The sequence below is a fragment of the Desulfosporosinus youngiae DSM 17734 genome, assembly GCF_000244895.1.
In the GTDB taxonomy this organism is placed as follows: Bacteria; Bacillota; Desulfitobacteriia; order Desulfitobacteriales; family Desulfitobacteriaceae; genus Desulfosporosinus; species Desulfosporosinus youngiae.
Map to the genome: position 1 here is coordinate 4,521,406 of NZ_CM001441.1, position 18,335 is coordinate 4,539,740.

14 protein-coding genes and 1 other annotated feature are annotated in these 18,335 nt (G+C 44.4%); of the genes, 2 read left to right on the forward strand and 12 right to left on the reverse strand.

All coding sequences use genetic code 11. From position 1 onward, the window contains the following. Window positions 1–285: 285 nt before the first annotated feature. The 6 genes from DESYODRAFT_RS20870 to DESYODRAFT_RS20895 all read right to left on the reverse strand — a co-directional run bounded on the left by DESYODRAFT_RS20870 (window position 286) and on the right by DESYODRAFT_RS20895 (window position 7,622). Window positions 286–1,266, reverse strand: coding sequence for an ABC transporter permease (locus DESYODRAFT_RS20870; RefSeq protein WP_007786137.1), 981 nt, complete (start codon window positions 1,264–1,266; stop codon window positions 286–288). Beyond that, window positions 1,267–2,379: an ABC transporter permease gene (locus DESYODRAFT_RS20875; RefSeq protein WP_042338938.1), complete on the reverse strand. Its 1,113-nt coding sequence runs from the start codon at window positions 2,377–2,379 to the stop codon at window positions 1,267–1,269. Then, on the reverse strand, window positions 2,366–3,907 hold the full coding sequence (locus tag DESYODRAFT_RS20880) for an ABC transporter ATP-binding protein (RefSeq protein ID WP_007786140.1): 1,542 nt from the start codon (window positions 3,905–3,907) through the stop codon (window positions 2,366–2,368). Before DESYODRAFT_RS20880 ends, DESYODRAFT_RS20875 begins: the two co-directional genes overlap by 14 nt. Before the next feature lie 155 nt (window positions 3,908–4,062). Continuing rightward, window positions 4,063–5,277 carry a BMP family ABC transporter substrate-binding protein gene (locus tag DESYODRAFT_RS20885; protein ID WP_007786141.1) on the reverse strand — a complete coding sequence of 405 codons (1,215 nt, stop codon included), beginning with the start codon at window positions 5,275–5,277 and terminating at the stop codon, window positions 4,063–4,065. Window positions 5,278–5,430: 153 nt separating this feature from the next. Then, window positions 5,431–6,645: an LUD domain-containing protein gene (locus DESYODRAFT_RS20890; protein ID WP_007786143.1), complete on the reverse strand. Its 1,215-nt coding sequence runs from the start codon at window positions 6,643–6,645 to the stop codon at window positions 5,431–5,433. Continuing rightward, window positions 6,642–7,622, reverse strand: a complete 981-nt coding sequence (locus tag DESYODRAFT_RS20895; protein ID WP_007786145.1) for a (Fe-S)-binding protein — start codon at window positions 7,620–7,622, stop codon at window positions 6,642–6,644. Before DESYODRAFT_RS20895 ends, DESYODRAFT_RS20890 begins: the two co-directional genes overlap by 4 nt. Before the next feature lie 339 nt (window positions 7,623–7,961). On the opposite strand from DESYODRAFT_RS20895, the gene DESYODRAFT_RS20900 reads away from it, so the two are divergent. Further along, window positions 7,962–8,885 carry a M23 family metallopeptidase gene (locus tag DESYODRAFT_RS20900; protein ID WP_007786147.1) on the forward strand — a complete coding sequence of 308 codons (924 nt, stop codon included), beginning with the start codon at window positions 7,962–7,964 and terminating at the stop codon, window positions 8,883–8,885. Further along, window positions 8,878–9,315 carry a bactofilin family protein gene (locus tag DESYODRAFT_RS20905; protein ID WP_007786148.1) on the forward strand — a complete coding sequence of 146 codons (438 nt, stop codon included), beginning with the start codon at window positions 8,878–8,880 and terminating at the stop codon, window positions 9,313–9,315. Before DESYODRAFT_RS20900 ends, DESYODRAFT_RS20905 begins: the two co-directional genes overlap by 8 nt. 124 nt (window positions 9,316–9,439) lie before the next feature. Here the strand turns inward: DESYODRAFT_RS20905 and DESYODRAFT_RS20910 are convergent, their stop codons facing one another. From DESYODRAFT_RS20910 to DESYODRAFT_RS20935, 6 genes are all read right to left on the reverse strand, one after another. Further along, window positions 9,440–10,951: a 2-isopropylmalate synthase gene (locus DESYODRAFT_RS20910; RefSeq protein WP_007786149.1), complete on the reverse strand. Its 1,512-nt coding sequence runs from the start codon at window positions 10,949–10,951 to the stop codon at window positions 9,440–9,442. 40 nt (window positions 10,952–10,991) lie between these two features. After that, window positions 10,992–11,323, reverse strand: a binding site (T-box leader). Window positions 11,324–11,387: 64 nt separating this feature from the next. Then, complete coding sequence (locus DESYODRAFT_RS20915; protein ID WP_242833501.1) at window positions 11,388–12,809, reverse strand: MFS transporter; 1,422 nt, start codon at window positions 12,807–12,809, stop codon at window positions 11,388–11,390. Between the two features lie 209 nt (window positions 12,810–13,018). After that, the gene (locus DESYODRAFT_RS20920) at window positions 13,019–13,624 is read right to left on the reverse strand and encodes a hypothetical protein (protein ID WP_007786151.1); all 606 of its coding nucleotides are present in this window, start codon (window positions 13,622–13,624) and stop codon (window positions 13,019–13,021) included. A gap of 272 nt (window positions 13,625–13,896) precedes the next feature. Beyond that, the gene (locus DESYODRAFT_RS20925; protein ID WP_007786152.1) at window positions 13,897–15,189 is read right to left on the reverse strand and encodes an efflux RND transporter periplasmic adaptor subunit; all 1,293 of its coding nucleotides are present in this window, start codon (window positions 15,187–15,189) and stop codon (window positions 13,897–13,899) included. 69 nt (window positions 15,190–15,258) lie between these two features. Then, window positions 15,259–17,637 (reverse strand): ABC transporter permease, encoded by a 2,379-nt coding sequence (locus tag DESYODRAFT_RS20930; RefSeq protein WP_007786153.1) that lies wholly within the window; start codon window positions 17,635–17,637, stop codon window positions 15,259–15,261. Continuing rightward, on the reverse strand, window positions 17,631–18,335 hold the full coding sequence (locus tag DESYODRAFT_RS20935) for an ABC transporter ATP-binding protein (RefSeq protein ID WP_007786154.1): 705 nt from the start codon (window positions 18,333–18,335) through the stop codon (window positions 17,631–17,633). Before DESYODRAFT_RS20935 ends, DESYODRAFT_RS20930 begins: the two co-directional genes overlap by 7 nt.

Here is an 18,335-nt window from a genome sequence, read left to right on the forward strand (position 1 = left end):
GGGTCATCCTTAAAAATCAATCTATTCCGACCACTTTCAAGGATAAATATTGTAAAAGTCTATACTACAACGCGTGTTGGATATGGCTTGATTACTGGGTTTGTGGAATTTTGGGGGTACTTATGGTTGAAGTCCAGTTTCACTAGTGGTGCCGCACAGCGGCATGGGAGTCTGATAGTACAAGAAAAACACGCCTATGAGTAGAGCAAAGAGCTACTCATAGGCGTGTTTCCTTTTAAAGGGTTCAAGGGGCCTTCGCGGAACGACAAGTTCCGCCGAGTACCGTCATCGCTCTTCCCGGAAATATGGATTGCCCAAACTACCCGGCGGTTGGCTTTCCAAATTGTTGCGCCTGCTGGTAATAACCAAAACCAAAATGGTTACGACATAGGGCAGCATTTTGACAAGCTCCTGAGTGGCACGGGTAAGTCCCGGCAAATAGATGTAAAGGATAAATAAACTGCCGAACAGGAACGACCCCCAAATGGCATTGACCGGCCGCCACAAGGCTAGGATTACCAAGGCAATGGCCAGCCAGCCCCTGTCTCCGAAGCCATTGTTGGTCCATGTCCCGCCAAGGTATTCCATAACAAAATACAATCCACCCAAACCGGAAATAACGGAGCCGAACACTGTGGCCAAGTATTTATACAGCCGCACATTAATACCCGCGGCATCGGCTGTGGCCGGACTTTCCCCTATTGAACGCAGGTTAAGTCCCTTTCTTGTCCTACTCAAGAAAAAGGTTAGATAGATCGCCAAAGCAATCGCCAGATAGGTTAAAAAGCCATAGGAAAAGAACAACCTCCCGATGACAGGCAGCTCGGAGAGGCCCGGGATGGTGGCGCGATAAGCGGCTGCAGTCGTTGCCACGGAAATCTGGCCGACACCGCCGGCCAGCTTGGAGATGGAGCCTCCGAAAAAGTTTCCGAAGCCCACACCAAAGGTCGTTAAAGCCAAACCGACTACGTTCTGATTCGCACGCAGAGAAATCGTGAGAAAACCATAGATCCCTCCCCCAATAGCGGCGGCGAACATTGCCGTCAGCATGGAGACGATCAACCCAATGAATCCGCTGGGATCAACCGCTGCTTTTTCATAGAAAAAGGCACCCATCAGGCCGGCGATACCACTCATATACATGATACCCGGAACACCAAGATTAAGATTGCCGGATTTTTCGGTTATGATTTCACCGGTCGCGCCAAGGAGAATGCTGGTACTCTGCCCGATAGCTTTTTGAATAAATATCAGGATTATTTCCACCTACAGCACCTCCCTTTTCTTTCTACCGAAGACAACTTTATATTCGATGAAGAATTCACAGCCTATTAGGAAAAACAAAAGGATTCCCGTAATAACATCCGAGGCATTTTCATTCAAGCCATACTGGGTAGCAATTTGAATAGCTCCCTGCTGCATGAATACTAAAAATGAAGATACTGCGGCCATGGCCAGTGGATTAAACTTGGACATCCAAGCCACAATGATCGCCGTAAAACCCCTTCCGCCACCGGTACTCAGGGAAATGGTATGACTTGAACCGCTGACAATGATGGCACCGGCAATACCGCAAACCGCTCCTGAAATAAGCATTGTCCGGATTATAACTTTTTTTACATCGATACCGGCATATTTCGCGGTATTATGGCTTTCACCGACCACCGCAATTTCATAACCCTGTTTGCTGTATTTCATATAGATATAAACCATAACTGTAATAATGAAAACAACGGCAAGGTTCATTCCATAGTTCAAGCCAAATACAGAGGGGAACCACCCCTTTTGGGTGCCCTGGTTAATAATCCCGACAGTATTGGAGCCCGCGGGACTTTCCCAAAACACGATGCAAAAGTTAACGATCTGCATCGCCACATAGTTAAGCATCAGGGTAAATAAGGTTTCATTGGTATTGAAATAAGCCTTGAATATTCCCGGCAGCAAGCCCCAAATCGCGCCCGCAATTGCACTGGCTATGACGATTAGGATCAGCAGCAACCAATTGGGAATATTGCTGCCGGCATAGATCATTAAGGCGGCTGTGGCAGCCGCGCCCATCAATATTTGACCTTCTGCCCCAATATTCCAAAATTTCATCCTAAAGGCCGGAATCAGACCAACCGCTATAATAAGCAGCGTCAGCATTTCGCGGATTGTCACCCATAAACGGCGGTTGGTACCGACTGCCCCGTTGATAATCCCGAGATATACTTCAAATGGATTCTGCTTGGTAATCACAACAATTACAAGAGCACAGACAACCAGGGAAAGCAATATGGCTATAACGCGCACAAGCCATGCCTTTGATAAGGAAATGCTGCCGCGCTTAGTGATGCGCATGATTGGTTCCTTGTTGGCACTCGTATTAATGCTCTTCATGTGCATATCTATCCTTTCCTGTGCTCATCATCAGTCCAATTTCTTCCTTGGTCGACTGCCGGGCATCCACAATGCCCGCTACACTACCGCCGGCCAGTACTAGAATCCGATCACAAAGCTCAAGGAGTACATCCAGATCTTCGCCCACATAGATCACCGCAACCCCTTTGCTTTTCTGCTCGTTCAACAAATTATAGATTGTGTAGGAGGAATTGATATCGAGTCCCCTTACAGGGTAGGCCACCATAAGGACGCTGGGATTCGAGGCAATCTCACGACCAAGCAGAACCTTTTGTAAATTTCCGCCGGAGAGTCTGCGTACAGGAGTTTCGACACTCGGACAGGCAACCTGCAGTTGATCCACGATAGAAAGGGCCAGATTCCTCGGCTTTTTGCGATCGGCAAAAAAACCCCTGCCCTCTTTGTAACATCTGAGCATCATATTATCCGTCAGATCCATTGAACCTACCAGTCCCATGCCCAACCTATCCTCGGGCACAAAAGCCAGGCTGATGTTCAGTTTATAGATATCCGCCGCCTTCATTTGAGAGATCTTTATGGTATCTCCTTCGGGTGAATAGTATAATATCTCTCCCGATTCAATTTCCTGCAGCCCCGCAATGGATTCAAGTATCTCCTTTTGTCCGTTTCCGGCAATACCGGCTATACCAAGGATTTCATTGCTAAAAGCCAAAAAAGACACATCCTTTAGTACTGTGGTGCCTTCCTTGTTACTACAGGTGATTCCCCGTACCTCAATACGTTTCTGCTGCCCCACCGGATCAGTGCGGGCTATATCCAAAGTGACCTTTGCCCCAACCATCATTTCGGTCAGAGAAGCGGCTGTGGCCTCTTTGGTATCAACTGTCCCGATATATTTTCCCCTGCGCAGTACGGAAACACGATCGGACAATTCAAGAACCTCATTAAGCTTATGGGTAATAATGATGATGGATTTGCCGTCATTCTTCATATTTTTTAATACGCCAAAAAGCTTTTTGGTCTCCTGCGGAGTAAGGACTGCCGTGGGCTCATCAAGGATTAAAATTTCCGCGCCGCGGTATAAGACCTTGATGATTTCTACGGTTTGCTTTTGAGAAACGGACATATCATATATCTTCTGGGCAGGATTAAACTCAAAGCCATACTGCCCGGTGAGCCTCTCAATTTCCTTTGTTATGGTTTTCATTTTCAGGTTTTCTTCCCCGGGCAGTCCAAGGGTAATATTCTCCGCTGCTGTTAAAACATTGACCAACTTAAAATGCTGATGGATCATGCCAATGCCAAGGGCAAAAGAATCCCTTGGCGAACGGATGGTCACTTCCTTACCGCCCACAAAAATATGCCCTTCATCAGGAAAGTAAATACCGGAGAGTATGTTCATCAGTGTCGTTTTTCCGCTGCCGTTCTCCCCTAAGATCGCCAGGATTTCACCTTTTCTCACGGATAAGCAGACTTTGTCGTTAGCTACAACCTCACCGAAACGTTTGGTAATATCCTTTAATTCAATTGCGATTTCATGTTCCATGAGAAGCCTCCCCCGTAAAAGTCATATATCACTGTCCATTAATTATCCGAATAAACAAATCTGCGGAACTGCGAACAAGGGCAGCTCCGCATAAATTAAAATTTATACAATCTAGGCTTTTACAGACACTGGGAGGATTTTATTTAGTTAATTTACTAATTTGTTAATTCTTTAATTCCGTCAATTTTCAGGTCAAAGGCCGGTGAGGATATAAGTTCTGATTCATGAAAATAGCCATCTTTAACATAAGGCGCATATTTAGCGAAGTTCGTATCGGAACTGATAAGGTCTTCAAGGGATTTTCCGCCAATGGTAAAGGTTTTAGTATCAAAAACATGAAGAGTGCCGGCCTTGAGAGAGTCTTCGACTTCCTTCACCTTATCAGCTGTCCCTTTGGCAATGACCTTTTCGTTGAGGGAAGTAATGGCAACTGCTCCATCTTTAAAACCTTGGCACCAATCGCTCGGCATAGTCGTACCATCTATGACACTTTTAACCGCATATGTATAATAAGAGCCCCAATTCATGGCTGCTGATGTCAATGCGGTGTTAGGTGCAACAGATATCATGTCAACATTGTATCCGACGACGGGAACTTTTGCGGCTTCAGCAGCCGTAGGAGCACCGGTAGTATCCGCATGCTGGCTGATTAAAACTGCGCCCTTCGCAATCAGCTGTGTGGCGACTTCCTTCTCGCCTGCCATATCCGACCAGCTGTTGGTATATTGAACATCCATCGTAACCGTGGGGCAAACGCTTCTGGCGCCAAGGAAGAAAGACGTATAACCGGAAACAACCTCAGCAAAAGGGAATGCTCCGACATAACCTATTTTCGCTTTGTCCTTGGTAATCTTTCCGCCTTCAATCATTTCGTTAAGTTTTAATCCCGCTGCTACACCGGCTACATAACGTGATTCATAGACGGCATTAAAATAGTTATGCATATTAGGTAAACCGGAAGATTTTGCCTTGAATCCCGAAGCATGTGCGAATTGGATATTGGGGTATTCTTTGGCAGCCTGAATCATATAGTCTTCCATGCCGAAGCTGTTGGCAAAAATAATATTGCAGCCCTGCTCCGCCAAATCAACCGCTGCGTCATAGGAGGACTCATCTTCTTTGATATTTGTTTTTTCGATCACCTGATCTTTGGACAGGCCAAGGGTCTTGATCATTTCTTTAATTCCGTGCATATGGGCTTCTGAGTAACCTTCATTTTCGTCCCCGATATAAATTATACCAACCTTAACCGAGGGTTTTGTTGTTTGCTCATCCTTAGATTTGTCCGCCGCAACATCCTTTTGCCCGCAACCAGGCAACATCAAGAGAACCACCAGCAATACTAGCACTAAACTCCAAATCTTTTTCATCTAACGCCCCCCTAATTCTTTTATCCCCCAACCTATGTCTGCTTATGTCCCTATTGTATAACATATGTATTTTTTAGTAAATAACCTAGTTTCGACTGTTGGAGGGGCAATTTATAAATTGCCCCTCCAACAGTTTTAGCCCATATCTTTCTTTTAATCCGAGAATTTGCCATAAACGATACGTTCACGAAGTTCTCCAATCATGCCGGGAACATTGATACTCATCGGGCAACGCTCTACGCATCTTCCGCATCTCAGACAGGAATAAACAAGCGGTGCCGCTTTCTCCATTCCTCCCGACACAAATGCCGTCCAGATCGCACCTATGCCGCCCATATAGGTGTGTCCAAAATGACCGGCTGTTACCTGGAACACAGGACATTCATACATACATCCGCCGCAACGCAGACAATGCAGAGCCTGGCTGAATTTATCCTCCTTGGCCATTTCAGTCCGGCCATTGTCGACAAAAATGACATAGAATTCCTTAGGACCGTGTGCTCCATAAGTCGTTACTTTTTCAATATCCCCGGTTTTACTGGGTCCGCTCACAATGTTGACATACCCTGGAACACCATACTGAGCATATCTCCAAGTAACCTCAGCAACTTTCATCGCATCCTGGAACGTAGGCACTAATTTCTCGACTCCCACCATCACGATATGAACCGGAGGAGCACCGGTAGCCAGCCGTATATTTCCTTCGTTTTCAATAATCACCATTGCACCGGTATCCGCTGCCACTACATTGGCCCCGCTGATGCCCACATCCGCAGTAAAGTATTTTTCACGCATGAATTCTCTTACAACCTTCACTTCTTCAGCGATGTCCGGCGGAACTTCTTTATTAAAGAACTTGCTAAAAACCTCTGCCACCTGTTCCCGGGGCACATGAACGGATGGAGAGAGAATGTGCATTGGGCGTTCCTTACGCAGCTGCAGTATAAACTCACCCAAGTCCGTCTCCCAAACTTCGTTGCCATTCTCCTCCAGGTATTCACGCAAATGAAGCTCTTCACCCAGCATACTTTTCCCTTTAACAACGGTTTTACCCTTGCCAATCAGTCCCAGGGCTATTTCCAAAGCAGCTTGATGATCTTTAGCATAAAATGCTTTTCCCCTGTTGCGCTCTACAGAAGCCATTGCCTGTTTCAGTAAGTCGTCTAAATCAGCCATCGATTGGCTCTTGATCTCCTGCACCTCTTCTGCCAGCTTCGGAGTATGCGGAAAGCGCTCTAAGGTTTCAGAAACTGTGTTGCGATAAGAAGTGACCGCCCGTGAGATCGCAGTTCGAATATTATTGTCCTCGCTTGCTGCATTAAGGGACTTGGCATACTTGACGAAGTCCTTTCTCAAATCCACTGTCATGCTTTAACCCCCCTATATAGGAATTCAATTAAATCTTCGATCACAGCCGAATCCCCTTTGGCCAGTCCGCCCTCTAACGCCGACAGACAATAAGGACAGGACGTCAGAATGTGCTTTGAACCACTTTCCTTCAATTCGACCACTCGTCGGCCGCCAATGACATGAGATAACTCCGGGAACAAAATTTTGATAGGCCCGCCGCAACAAGACGTCCATTCCCGATTCATAGAAGCCTCTTTCACCTCTGCCCCAACACTTTCCAAGATATCTCTCAATTCCTGGTGTATGCCTAATTCACGAGCCAAACGACATGAGTCATGAATGACAACCGACTCCGGGGATTGGATCTTAGCTAACTTATCCCGGCGTTCCCAGACGAGATCCACATAAGTACGGATTTCAAAGTTAAAATCCTCAACCATTTTTGGATAAATAAACTTAAAGACCTCTGCCGCATGAGGAGAGAGACAAACAATAGTTTTAGCACCGCTCCTCTTAATAACTTCGACCACTCTTTTGACATAATCCTTCATATCTTCTAAATAACCTAATTCATATAACAGTGCACCACTATACAGTTCCTCGCTTCCAGAGTAACAGAACTCATAGCCCAGCTCTTGAAGCACCTTAGCAGCTTTAAAGCAAACCGAATTATAGCGATCCTTATCTTTAGCAAGTACTGAAGCGTACATCTTCTCCGGGCTGAACCCAGTTTTATTGAGGATATTTCGGGCACCCATCATCATGGAAAATACTTTGCTGCCTTGATCAAGATGTGTAATCGTTTTAACTAAGGAGTCGATAAAGGGGAGCATCTGGTATTCCCCACCTGTATAAAAAAGCATTTCTCCTTTAGCCGGTAATTTAAGTTCCTTAGCCCATGAAGCAACCTCAGAACCCTTTAAGGCTAATGGGCTGCCATGTTTAATAATATTTTCACTTATAACGTCAAGTACCATTGGCATTTTTGTTTCCACAACCTAACACTTCCTCCCCCAATTAATATCTGAAAACAGACATTCTTTCATTCAGAAAGCGCGCATCGAATCACTCTTAGCGCGCCTTCATTATTCCTCATTTGAAACCAATTAAACTGCATGTATTTCATTATATCTAAAAAATCAACCAAAAGTAACCCCATTCGTGTATTGTATTATGTATACCTTTTTTAATTTAACATTTATTAGTATCCTTTGTATATTTATCCTTTTAAAGAGTTATACTTACTAATTAGTTAGAACAAAGCTTGTTCAACTCATTTCAGTCATCATTTAAATAGCCTCTATAAAAAATAGTTTTATTATTTGGGGGAACCAATGAAAGATAAATATACCATAATATTCATACCACCCGATCATTCCACAACTCATCAATTTCAACTTTCTAAGCATGGGAAAAGATATCTAAATCTGGGTATATTCCTTTTAGGAGTCTTGATTATCGGACTATTCGCTCGAAATTTCTATCTTAGCCATTACATAAAAGATCTCACCCCCGCTATTAAGCACATTACACAACTCAAATCCACCATTGAAGAGCGTGATCAGGAAATATCCGCTTTAAATGAAAAGTCTCTTCAAATGACTAAAGACCTCTCAAGAATCGAGGACTTAGAGAAAAGACTTTCTTCTATGTTGCAACTACATCCGGCTTCCTCACCAACCACATCCCTAAGCCGCAGTGTTAACCCTGATGCTCAAAACTTTATTCTAGCGAACCCGACCGTTCAAACTCCTGAGCAAAGCGCCAAAATCGTCGCTGACTATTTAAGTCTCTTAGAGAGATATTATGGGGCGGCTATTCTTAAAAAAGACCATCTGGACCACACTCCCAGCATACTGCCGGCCGAAGGAGAAATTACATCTCCTTATGGCTATCGGCGGAATCCCTTTGGAGGTCTTTCCAAAGAGTTTCATAGCGGAATTGATATCGGCTGTGACTACGGAACTCCAGTTTTGGCTACTGCAGATGGGATTATTACCTTTGCGGGCAGCAATCCCGTTTTCGGCCTGAGAGTAGATATTGATCACGGTCATGGAATCGAAACCTTCTACGGTCATAATTCCCGCCTTCTGGTAAAGAAAGGGGACTTAGTGAAAAAACATGACCTCATAGCCTATAGCGGAAATTCCGGGCGAAGTACAGGAGCCCATCTTCATTACGGAATGATTGTTAATGGAAAGAATGTGGATCCCCTAACTTATACAAAAATACCAAAGGAGCACAACGAGAATGTTTAAAAAGCTTACCAATTCCAACTCCCAATCTAACGGAGACACGACGTTCATCGCGGCTGACTGCCAAATAACCGGAACCATTGTCATTAATGGAAATGCAAGAATTGACGGAAAAATCGAAGGAAGTGTTCAAGTAACCGGGGACTTAATCATTGGCACGACCGCTTACCTAAAGGCTGATATCGAAGCAAATACGGTCAGCATGGCTGGGGAAGTACACGGAAACCTAAAGACGACGGATCTTTTAGAGTTAAATACGACTGCCCGTTTATTTGGTGATATACGCACACGTCAATTTAAAGTTGAACAAGGTGCGCGATTCACTGGGATGAGTCAGCTTCTTGAAGAATCTGCCCCTTCTTTGATTATCCATGAAACGAATAAGGAACCCCACTCAACTAAGGAAACAAAGCTAGTCTCTTCCCAAGCCTAAACATTGAAATTTCTTCTTCAAAGTCCAGAGGGCAGCTAAACCATTAACTTTGGTTAAACTGCCCTCTTTTTGGCTTGTCAGAGTATATAACCCTCTAACAGGTTGATTTTAATTTATGCCTCGCTCACACTTCAATAGGCAGATCTTTCTTATCCAAAGCATTGATATAAGCCTTGGCACTAGCTTCAATAATATCTGTAGAAAAACCCTTTCCTACTACAAGGCGGCCATCTTCATAACGCAGTTTAACCGTAGCCTCGCCCAGGGCCTCGCTGCTCCGTGTCACAGATTTAAGCGTATAATCCTCAAGGGTTGCCGTATTTCCTGTTATTCGGTCAATCGTGTTAAACAGCGCGTTCACCGGACCATTGCCACAAGCGGCATCGGTCATCATGTTGCCCTCTATTTCCAAAGTTACGGTAGCCGTCGCCATCTCAACCCCATTTGTTGCGATAGACATACTCTGGAAGACAATATTGTTCGCCATACTTCCCGAATCCCCCATTAAGACATAAAGATCCTGATCAAACACTTCTTTTTTCAGATCTGCTAACTGTAAAAACCGTTGATAAACATCATCAAGCTGGGCACCTTCCACTTCGTATCCCAGTTCCTGCAGGCAATGCTTCAAAGCATGCCTTCCCGATCTGGCCGTAAGACTGATCAAATTTTTTGGAACTCCGATTGTTTCCGGTTGAATAATCTCATAAGTTTTCCGGTCTTTGAGAACTCCATCTTGATGAATACCCGAGGCGTGATTAAAGGCATTGGCTCCGACAATCGCCTTATGATCTGGAACGGTCACTCCTGTTATCCTGGAGACCAGCCTGCTCGTGGCCGATATCTCGCGGGTATTGACTTTACTCTCTACGCCGTAGCCATCGCGCCGAGTGTAAATCGACATAACTACCTCTTCAAGAGATGTATTTCCTGCCCGCTCACCAATACCATTAATCGTTCCCTCTACCTGGCTTGCTCCCGCCTTAATGCCCGCCAAGGAATTCGCTGTTGCCATTCCCAAGTCGTTGTGACAGTGAACACTCACGATAGCCCGGTCAATATTCCGGACGTTTTTAAAAACCGATTCAATCAATTCCCCGTATTCCCAAGGACTTGCATAGCCTACCGTATCCGGCAGATTTACTACAGTGGCTCCTGCTGAAATCACATTTTCAATCACCTTTGCCAGGAAGATTGGGTCGCTGCGAAAAGCATCTTCTGCGTAAAACTCCACATCACTTACATATTTTTTAGCGTACTTAACAGCCGCCACAGCTTGTTCTACAACTTGATCCGGGGTTAGTTTTAATTTCTTTTCCATATGCACGGGAGAAACTCCTATACCCGTATGAATTCGGGGATACTCCGCTTTGCGCAGAGCTTCAGCACAAAGATCAATATCCGGCGCTACAGCCCGTGTTAACCCGCAGATGACAACTCCTTTCAGTTCCTTAGCAAGCGTGCGGACTGATTCCATATCTCCGGGGGAGGATGCTGGAAAACCTGCTTCAATAATATCGACTCCAAGCTTGACCAACTGCCGACCAATTTCTAATTTTTCCTTGACATTTAGAGTAATCCCCAAGGATTGTTCCCCATCTCTGAGAGTCGTGTCAAATACATATAACCTGCGCATGATTAAATCCTCCTTTAAAATAAATAAACCCTTCGTCTCTGATTGAGACGAAGGGTTAGTTCGCGGTACCACTCAAGTTGACAGCAAAAAAGCCGTCTTCTCTGCAAGATACGGGAGCAACGCGAGGTTCGAGGCACGATGTGCGAAGTTCAACTTTAAAATAACTTTACGGGTCGAACTACAGGCATCGAACATCGAGGTTCCGATATCTCCTTCCTTTTAACGGCGGAAGCTCCGTCCGAGCCTACTTTTATCATTTCGGTCGGCTACTCGAGGAAGAGTTCCAATTCCATACCATTACTGCCTTTCACCACCCGGCAGCTCTCTAAAAACAGCACTAGGAAATGTACTATTTCCTCTCATCGTCATTTTAACAGTTGTAAATATTTTTATTTTACACTAGTTTCTTTAGATGTCAAGGGTTTTTCCGAATATTTTACGGCAATAAATTATTTGGCTTAATGTAATTTTTACGATTGTAGGAAATCACGGCAGCCAGAATAGCAATGCCCATCGCCACCAACATAACCGAATGATAAGCAAACATGAACTCTTCGACTTGACCAGGTTGGGGCAGGGAAACGCCGCCCCATGCGTCGAACAAGGATACGGATAAAGCAATACCTATAACCATTCCTAAATTTCTCACTAAGCTATTGATCCCTCCGGCTATACTCAGTTTATGAGGAGGAACTGAGCTCATCACACTGCTGTTGTTCGGAGATTGGAACATACCGGCACCTAAACCCATCAGGATCGGGCCGGGGATGATCTGCATAAAACTTGCCGTGGTCGAAAGAGTCGAAAAATAGAACAAGCCAAGGGCTGTTATCACTAACCCGCTCGTCGTGAGAATCATCGGCCCAAATTTGTCAGAGGCATGACCACTGATAGGCGCTGTAAAGGCCATTACAAATGGAAAGATCATTAACATCAGCCCAAGCTGATGGGGCTCGTAGTTAAGTACCCCTTGTAAGTAAAAAGGTAAGAGCATGTTATTGGCAAACATAGCGACAAAGGATAGTCCCCCTGAGAGATTTCCTATAAGAAATGGACGGTTTCGAAAAAGGGATAAGTTAATCATGGGATGTGGGACTTTGCGTTCCGTCCTAACGAAGAAGACCAAGGATATCATCCCCAGCGCTAAGCTTAATAGAATCGGAAGACTAAACCATCCCCACGTCTCGCCATTGGTAATTCCCAAGAGTACACCCAGCATTCCAAACGTAAATGTGAAAGCACCTATAAAATCAAAACTCTCTTGGCCTTTAGTGGATACATCGTTGGGTAAAATCATTAGAACCGCTATATATCCAATAATGCCAATTGGAATGTTTATCCAAAAAATCGAGCGCCAGCTAGTCAAGCCAATGATAACACCGCCTAAGGCCGGTCCTGTCAGCGAACCAAGGGCAACGACAGTTCCTGTCAGGCCAAGGGCTCTTCCCCGTTCCTTCGGCGGAAAAATGGCAGTGATAATAGCAGGAGCATTAGACATTAACATGGAAGCACCTACCGCTTGCAACACTCTGGTTCCAACCAGAAACCAGATATTTTGGGCAAAGCCACAGAGAACCGAACCCAGAGTAAACATCAGAAAACCAAGGGCAAAGACCCTTTTACGTCCGAACATATCAGCTATCCGACCAAAGACGGGCAATAAACTGGTGATAGTTAAAAGATAGGCGCTAACCACCCATTGAAGTGTCGCAAGGTCCGAATGCAGTTGCCTGGATATGGTTGGCAGGGCAACACTTACAATACTGCTATCCAATGTTGACATAAACGTGCCGATCGCGACCGTGGCCAGGACATACCAGCGGTAGTTCGGAGAACTCTTAATAGTTTCTAACATCATTTTCCCTCTCCTCTATGTAAGCACCCATCTTGTCGGCATCCAAAAACCTATTACATTGGTCCAACATTACTTGCTATAGCAATAGTTGTCTTCGATAATTTTTAAGCCTATTATATCAAGAGGGGTCAAAATCATCAACGGCTCTTTAAATGTTGTAAAACGATGAAATAGAACCACACTTTGGCGGTTCTATTTCATCGTCCCATCGTTCAGTGAAATGCCGGTATTTCTTGAATCCTCTCTTCATTATTTTCTGTCGTTAAATGATTTCTAATGCTTACCATTGTCTCAGGGTTTTCAATTCGTTTATCAAACAAGGATGGATCAGCACACCTGACCATCAGCCAAGACGTGGCAAGGCCATATAAAACATTATGCCAAATAGCCGCATAATGGCTTTTGGATAAATGGGGTTTTGCTTTGTATAGGCCCACTCGTTGACCACCGTTATATAAAGTCGCCCAAATAAAGAGACCCCATACGCCTCCTTTGAACAAGTGATGGTCTTTACCGGTATGTTTTAAAAAATGAAAAAACGGTATGGCAAGCGCAGCACTGGTGGTCCAATGAAAGATCTGCCCTAAAAAGAAATTTTTAGCCCGATTTGTCCGAAAAGCTTTCATAAAGACAGAGCCGCCTAAATGTCCATAGAGAACCTCGGATTTGCCAACTCTCCATAAGAATGCATTAGAAATATCCATTGCAACACCACCGAGGAATCCACTAAAGGCGGCTAATACAACAGAGTCTTTAATTTTAAGATTTGTTGCCCGATCTACAAGGTTTCGCAATTTTATACCGCTCTGTTTTTTCATATGAATCCTCCATTCTCACCTTATTGTTCACGTTCTTCAATTTTTCAGCTTTCCCATCTTGGCATTTACCTCAGACTTTAGTTAGGCTATGAGAAAAAGCCATAGAAGCTTTCTTAGTTTAACTGTCATCGTTGTTTCTTATTCTATTTGAATGTTATCCCATTGCTGTGTCTGTCAATAGACTCGGCCAGAAATTATGGACACGATAAAAGACCGCGGCCTATCCAGCCGCGGTTCTCATTTGTTATGATTATTTGACGATGTAACTTCGTTTAGAGAATCCCTTTAAGGCGCTTACCTTCTTTAAGTTCCTTCAGGTTAGGATCATGCAAAACAAGATCCCCCACCGTTAATCCTTCCTCAATTATGACTTGACTGTCATTTTCTAATCCTTTTTTGACCGGTTGAATAGTTGCTTTGCCCTCCCGCATTATCCAGACCGCATCCCCCTCTTGATAGGGAAAAAGGGCTGTCTTAGGGATCATAAGCTGACCGGGTACTTCTACAGTGGTGAATTTCACATCTACGTTGCTGCCCAGAACCACATTGGGAGCGTTTTCTGCAAGCAGAATGGTGATCTTAACACGGTTTTCCTTAAGTCCAAGGGGAGATACCCTCTCCACCGCTGAGACAGCGACTTCATCAACCGTACCTGCAAAGGACTTATTACCTGAGCTGGTTGCCTGAATCACTTGAACTAAGCTCCCCACCTTGATATCCAGGGCATCACTGGCCAGAACAAAGCTCTCTAATTTATAACCCTCATTTGTGAACACAGTCATAATTTGCTGGCCTTGAGAAATGACGTTGCCTTCTTTAAGAGTAAGATCTTTGATAACCCCGTCTTGCAATGCAATCACGACAGCTTTACTAATCTTATCTTCTAACTGGTCTATTTGCGCTTGAAGAGCTTTTTTCTGATTACTATAATATAGTTCTGTCCCTTGAGAGGTCTGATGTTGCTCGTAGATTAATTGTAAGCCTAATTTCTGCTGCTCTAAGAGATTTTTAGCTCTTTCGAAGGTTCTCTCTGCTTCTTCATACTGAACACGGGCAATCGAACCGCTATCATAGAGAGCCTTCATTCGAGCCAGATTTTCTTCCTCGGCCTGAGCATCCTTTTCCGCCAGCTCTATGAGTAAGGTTTGTTGGGCTATTTGTGCCTGATCGGGACTCTTATAATTCTGTAAGCGTTGCCCTTCAAGGCTTTGCAATTGGGCCTTCAGCCCCTCCAGTTGATACTTTAAATCACTGGTGTTTATCTCTAAAAGCACCTGTCCCTTTTTTACGATGTCTCCATTTTGAACTTTGAGAGATTGTAATTTCCCCTCAACGGGATTGAAGATTGGCCACTCCTGGGCTGCCATAACTTCCCCTTCCTCAGTAAACCCTTTGCTAAAGTCCCGGGGCTGCAGAGTAAGAACGTCGACCGGCAAAGGCATGGCTTTAGAAATGATGACCGAAATAAGAATCAGGAGTGCAAGCCCTCCAACTATTAAGACTTTAGGTTTGGGTAATTTAAACAGTTTCGGAGTTAGATTCAGCTTAGATTTTTCAACGGTCATTTTTCTCCTCCTACTCTCTACTATCAAATTAACAATTTTAACTCATGATTCAGTTTCTGATAGATCCCTTTAATCTCGAGTTGCAAGAATCTCAACATAAGGAAGAGATTTGATTTTGTAGTAAGCCCTGGTTTGGGCTACCAGAACAGAAAAAGCCGTTCCTGCAGCCGCCCCAAGCAAAGCCATAGGCGGCAAGTCGGCAGGAAGAGAGTACATATCGTTACTCATGGACTGTGCCATACTTATGCTTAATCCATAGGCCATTGGTATACCAATCAAGATCCCCAAAACATATAGTGTCCATTGTTCTGAGGTAATCACTCGTAATACCTCTCTGGGTGTCATTCCCAGCACACGTAGAGACGCTAATTCTCGTTTCCGTTCAGAGAGGGAGATGATACTGGCATTATAAATAAGAGCAAAACCGCAAAAACCTCCGAGAATGGCAAGCAGCCAAACCGTAAATCCGAAGGATTCCATCATTTTTTTGATTTTTTCCCCTGTATCTTCGAGGGATTCGATCGAGGATACATTGCTGGCATTTTGGTATTTGCTTTTCATGGACCCTATATCAGCGGAGTCCATCTCAATCAGCATTGCTGTACTGATTTCTCCTTGCCGTAAAAATCTCTGTAGTTCTGTATCTATCATAAAGGCATTAAGTCCAACGTATTGGGGAACGACCCCTTGGACCACTAAATTCTCACCCTTTTGGCTAAGGGTTTCTCTCCGCAAGGGACTTTCCACGTAAATGGTGTCTCCAACTTTGACATTCAAGGATTTGGCTAAATGCTCCGATAGTAAAACTCCGTGGTCAGGAACCTCCAGCCGCCGGCCGTTTTTATCCAAGATATTGTAGAGTGTCGAGTCTTTAGAGAGACCCATGAGCGCCACTTCTTTCTTCATCCAACCGTTTCGCAAAGAAGCTGGTACTTCTAATAAAGGTTCAACCTTGGATACCCCCGGTTCATGCGCAACAGCATATTTTGTTGTCCCCGCAGGAGAAGGCCGGGCCAGCTGTAACTTGACATCGAAGGTTTGAACTTGTTCCAACTGAACCACGGTTAGCAAATCAGTCATGTTTTGCATGGACCAAGACACTGTCATTAGGCTAAAGACAACGGCAATTCCCAGGACGTTAAAGAGGCTCCTGGTTGGAGTACGAAAGACATCTCGAATACCCATCTGGGCTTGAGCTGAAAGGGTTTGCCAAAACCACGCAAACTTTTCGATCAACGTTTTGCGCGCAGTCCCTGGAGCTGGAGGCCTCATGGCCTCGGCCGGCTGCAGGCGCAAAATATCCAGGCTCCCTTTTACTCCACTGAGTACGCTAAAGATAAACGCCAACGCCAGGCTGAAAAAGAGGTATTTTAGTGAGAACTCGCTTTTAAGACCAGGCAGAGCAAAAAATTCTCTGTAGAGATTCGTTAAAGGAAATGAGAGAGCGACTCCGGATAATCCTCCGAGTAACCCGCCCGCCGTTCCAATAACTACGGGATAGGTCAGATAATGTAAGACAATCTCCCGGTCCGTGAAACCGAACGCCTTAAGATTACCAATGGACACTCGCTGCTGTTCAATAAGACGTCTCAACATGGTGTATAAGATAATAGCGGCTACTCCTAAAAAAACGACAGGAAGGGTTTTGGTCATGGTTCGTATTTGTTTTATTTCACTGGTCAGAATGGCGTGACTTGTCTGATCTTTACGGGGAACAATACTTCGGACACCATAAGGTTTTAATTCAGCCTGGAGACTGTCTTTTACCGAATCAAAACTTACTCCGTTCTGCAAAGTAATCACAATATCATTGACTTGTCCTTTTTCCTTTACTATAGCTTTGAGTGAATTAAGGGAAACATAGGCTATGCCAAATTCTTCAGGTGAAGGATAAATGTCCTGAGCATTTCTCATAATGTAGATAAATTCCGGACTTTGCGCAGTACCTGTGATATAAAAGGTGACTTGATTACCATCGATACTTACATCTATTGAATCTCCCAGGGACAAATGATTTGCCGCTAAGAATTTAGGGTCTACCAGAATTTCCGGTTGGTTTTCCTTGGGAAGCTGACCTTCGATCAGATGAACCTGGTTAATAGGGGGAGTATTCTCTCCGCCCAGAGTGACCATTTTTAAATATCGATTCGAGTTTTTCTGCTCCTCTATCACCCGAACTTCTTTGACAATCCGTCCTGCGGCTTGATCAATCCCGGGCAGCAAGGTGAGAGAATTTACTTTGTTTTCAGGATACCCTGTTACAGTGATAAATCCGTCAGCGAAGTTTGTTTCCGCATAAAACTCCTGCTGTGCCTTATCCATACTTTCCACGGCAACGGACATTGAAGTATAGAGGATTAAGCCTAGGGCAATAACCATGACACAAGCAAGGTATACTCCAAAATTTTCTTTAATATCTCTCCAAATCTTTCTTCTCAGCATTACCATGATATCTCCTCAGGACAAAGTGGTTTTTCAATCACTTTGACATCATCCAGCAACCCGTCTTTTAAATAAAAAACCCGGTTCGCCATTTTAGCGATTTCTACATTATGAGTGATGATCATGACGGTCTTATGGTATTCACGATTTAACTTCTGCAAGGCTTTTAGAACTTGAATGCCTGTTTGAATATCTAAGGCACCCGTCGGCTCATCGCAAAGGAGAAGCTCTGGATTTTTAACGATGGCCCGAGCGATAGCCACCCTCTGCTGCTGTCCTCCTGAGAGTTGGGAAGGGAAATGATTCGACCAGTTTTCCAGACCGACTTCACGCAAGATATCTGAGACGGAGAGTGGATTTTGAGCGATTTCCACCGCTAGTCTTACATTTTCATAGGTTGTAAGATTTGGCATTAAGTTATAGTTTTGAAAGACAAAGCCCACTTCATTGCGCCGATAAAGCGTAAGCTGCTGATCATTAATCTTGTGAAGAGGCTGTTCCTTATAATAGAGCTCCCCTGAAGAGGCCTGAGTCATCCCACCGATAATATTTAGCAAGGTTGTCTTACCAGAGCCGCTTTGGCCTAATACGACGATAAATTCTCCATAAAAAATTTGGAAGTTAATTCCCTTCAGAACCTCGATTTCCACTTCACCGGTACGATAATGCTTACGCAGGTCCTTTCCTTCCATAAGAACGTTCAT

What these genes read in the sequence shown, in the direction of transcription:
- DESYODRAFT_RS20875 (WP_042338938.1), bottom strand. Translation starts at nt 2,379, where the DNA reads ATGAAGAGCATTAATACGAGTGCCAACAAGGAACCAATCATGCGCATC.
- DESYODRAFT_RS20880 (WP_007786140.1), bottom strand. Translation starts at nt 3,907, where the DNA reads ATGGAACATGAAATCGCAATTGAATTAAAGGATATTACCAAACGTTTC.
- DESYODRAFT_RS20885 (WP_007786141.1), bottom strand. Translation starts at nt 5,277, where the DNA reads ATGAAAAAGATTTGGAGTTTAGTGCTAGTATTGCTGGTGGTTCTCTTG.
- DESYODRAFT_RS20890 (WP_007786143.1), bottom strand. Translation starts at nt 6,645, where the DNA reads ATGACAGTGGATTTGAGAAAGGACTTCGTCAAGTATGCCAAGTCCCTT.
- DESYODRAFT_RS20900 (WP_007786147.1), top strand. Translation starts at nt 7,962, where the DNA reads ATGAAAGATAAATATACCATAATATTCATACCACCCGATCATTCCACA.
- DESYODRAFT_RS20905 (WP_007786148.1), top strand. Translation starts at nt 8,878, where the DNA reads ATGTTTAAAAAGCTTACCAATTCCAACTCCCAATCTAACGGAGACACG.
- DESYODRAFT_RS20910 (WP_007786149.1), bottom strand. Translation starts at nt 10,951, where the DNA reads ATGCGCAGGTTATATGTATTTGACACGACTCTCAGAGATGGGGAACAA.
- DESYODRAFT_RS20915 (WP_242833501.1), bottom strand. Translation starts at nt 12,809, where the DNA reads ATGATGTTAGAAACTATTAAGAGTTCTCCGAACTACCGCTGGTATGTC.
- DESYODRAFT_RS20920 (WP_007786151.1), bottom strand. Translation starts at nt 13,624, where the DNA reads ATGAAAAAACAGAGCGGTATAAAATTGCGAAACCTTGTAGATCGGGCA.
- DESYODRAFT_RS20925 (WP_007786152.1), bottom strand. Translation starts at nt 15,189, where the DNA reads ATGACCGTTGAAAAATCTAAGCTGAATCTAACTCCGAAACTGTTTAAA.
- DESYODRAFT_RS20930 (WP_007786153.1), bottom strand. Translation starts at nt 17,637, where the DNA reads ATGGTAATGCTGAGAAGAAAGATTTGGAGAGATATTAAAGAAAATTTT.
- DESYODRAFT_RS20935 (WP_007786154.1), bottom strand. Translation starts at nt 18,335, where the DNA reads ATGAACGTTCTTATGGAAGGAAAGGACCTGCGTAAGCATTATCGTACC.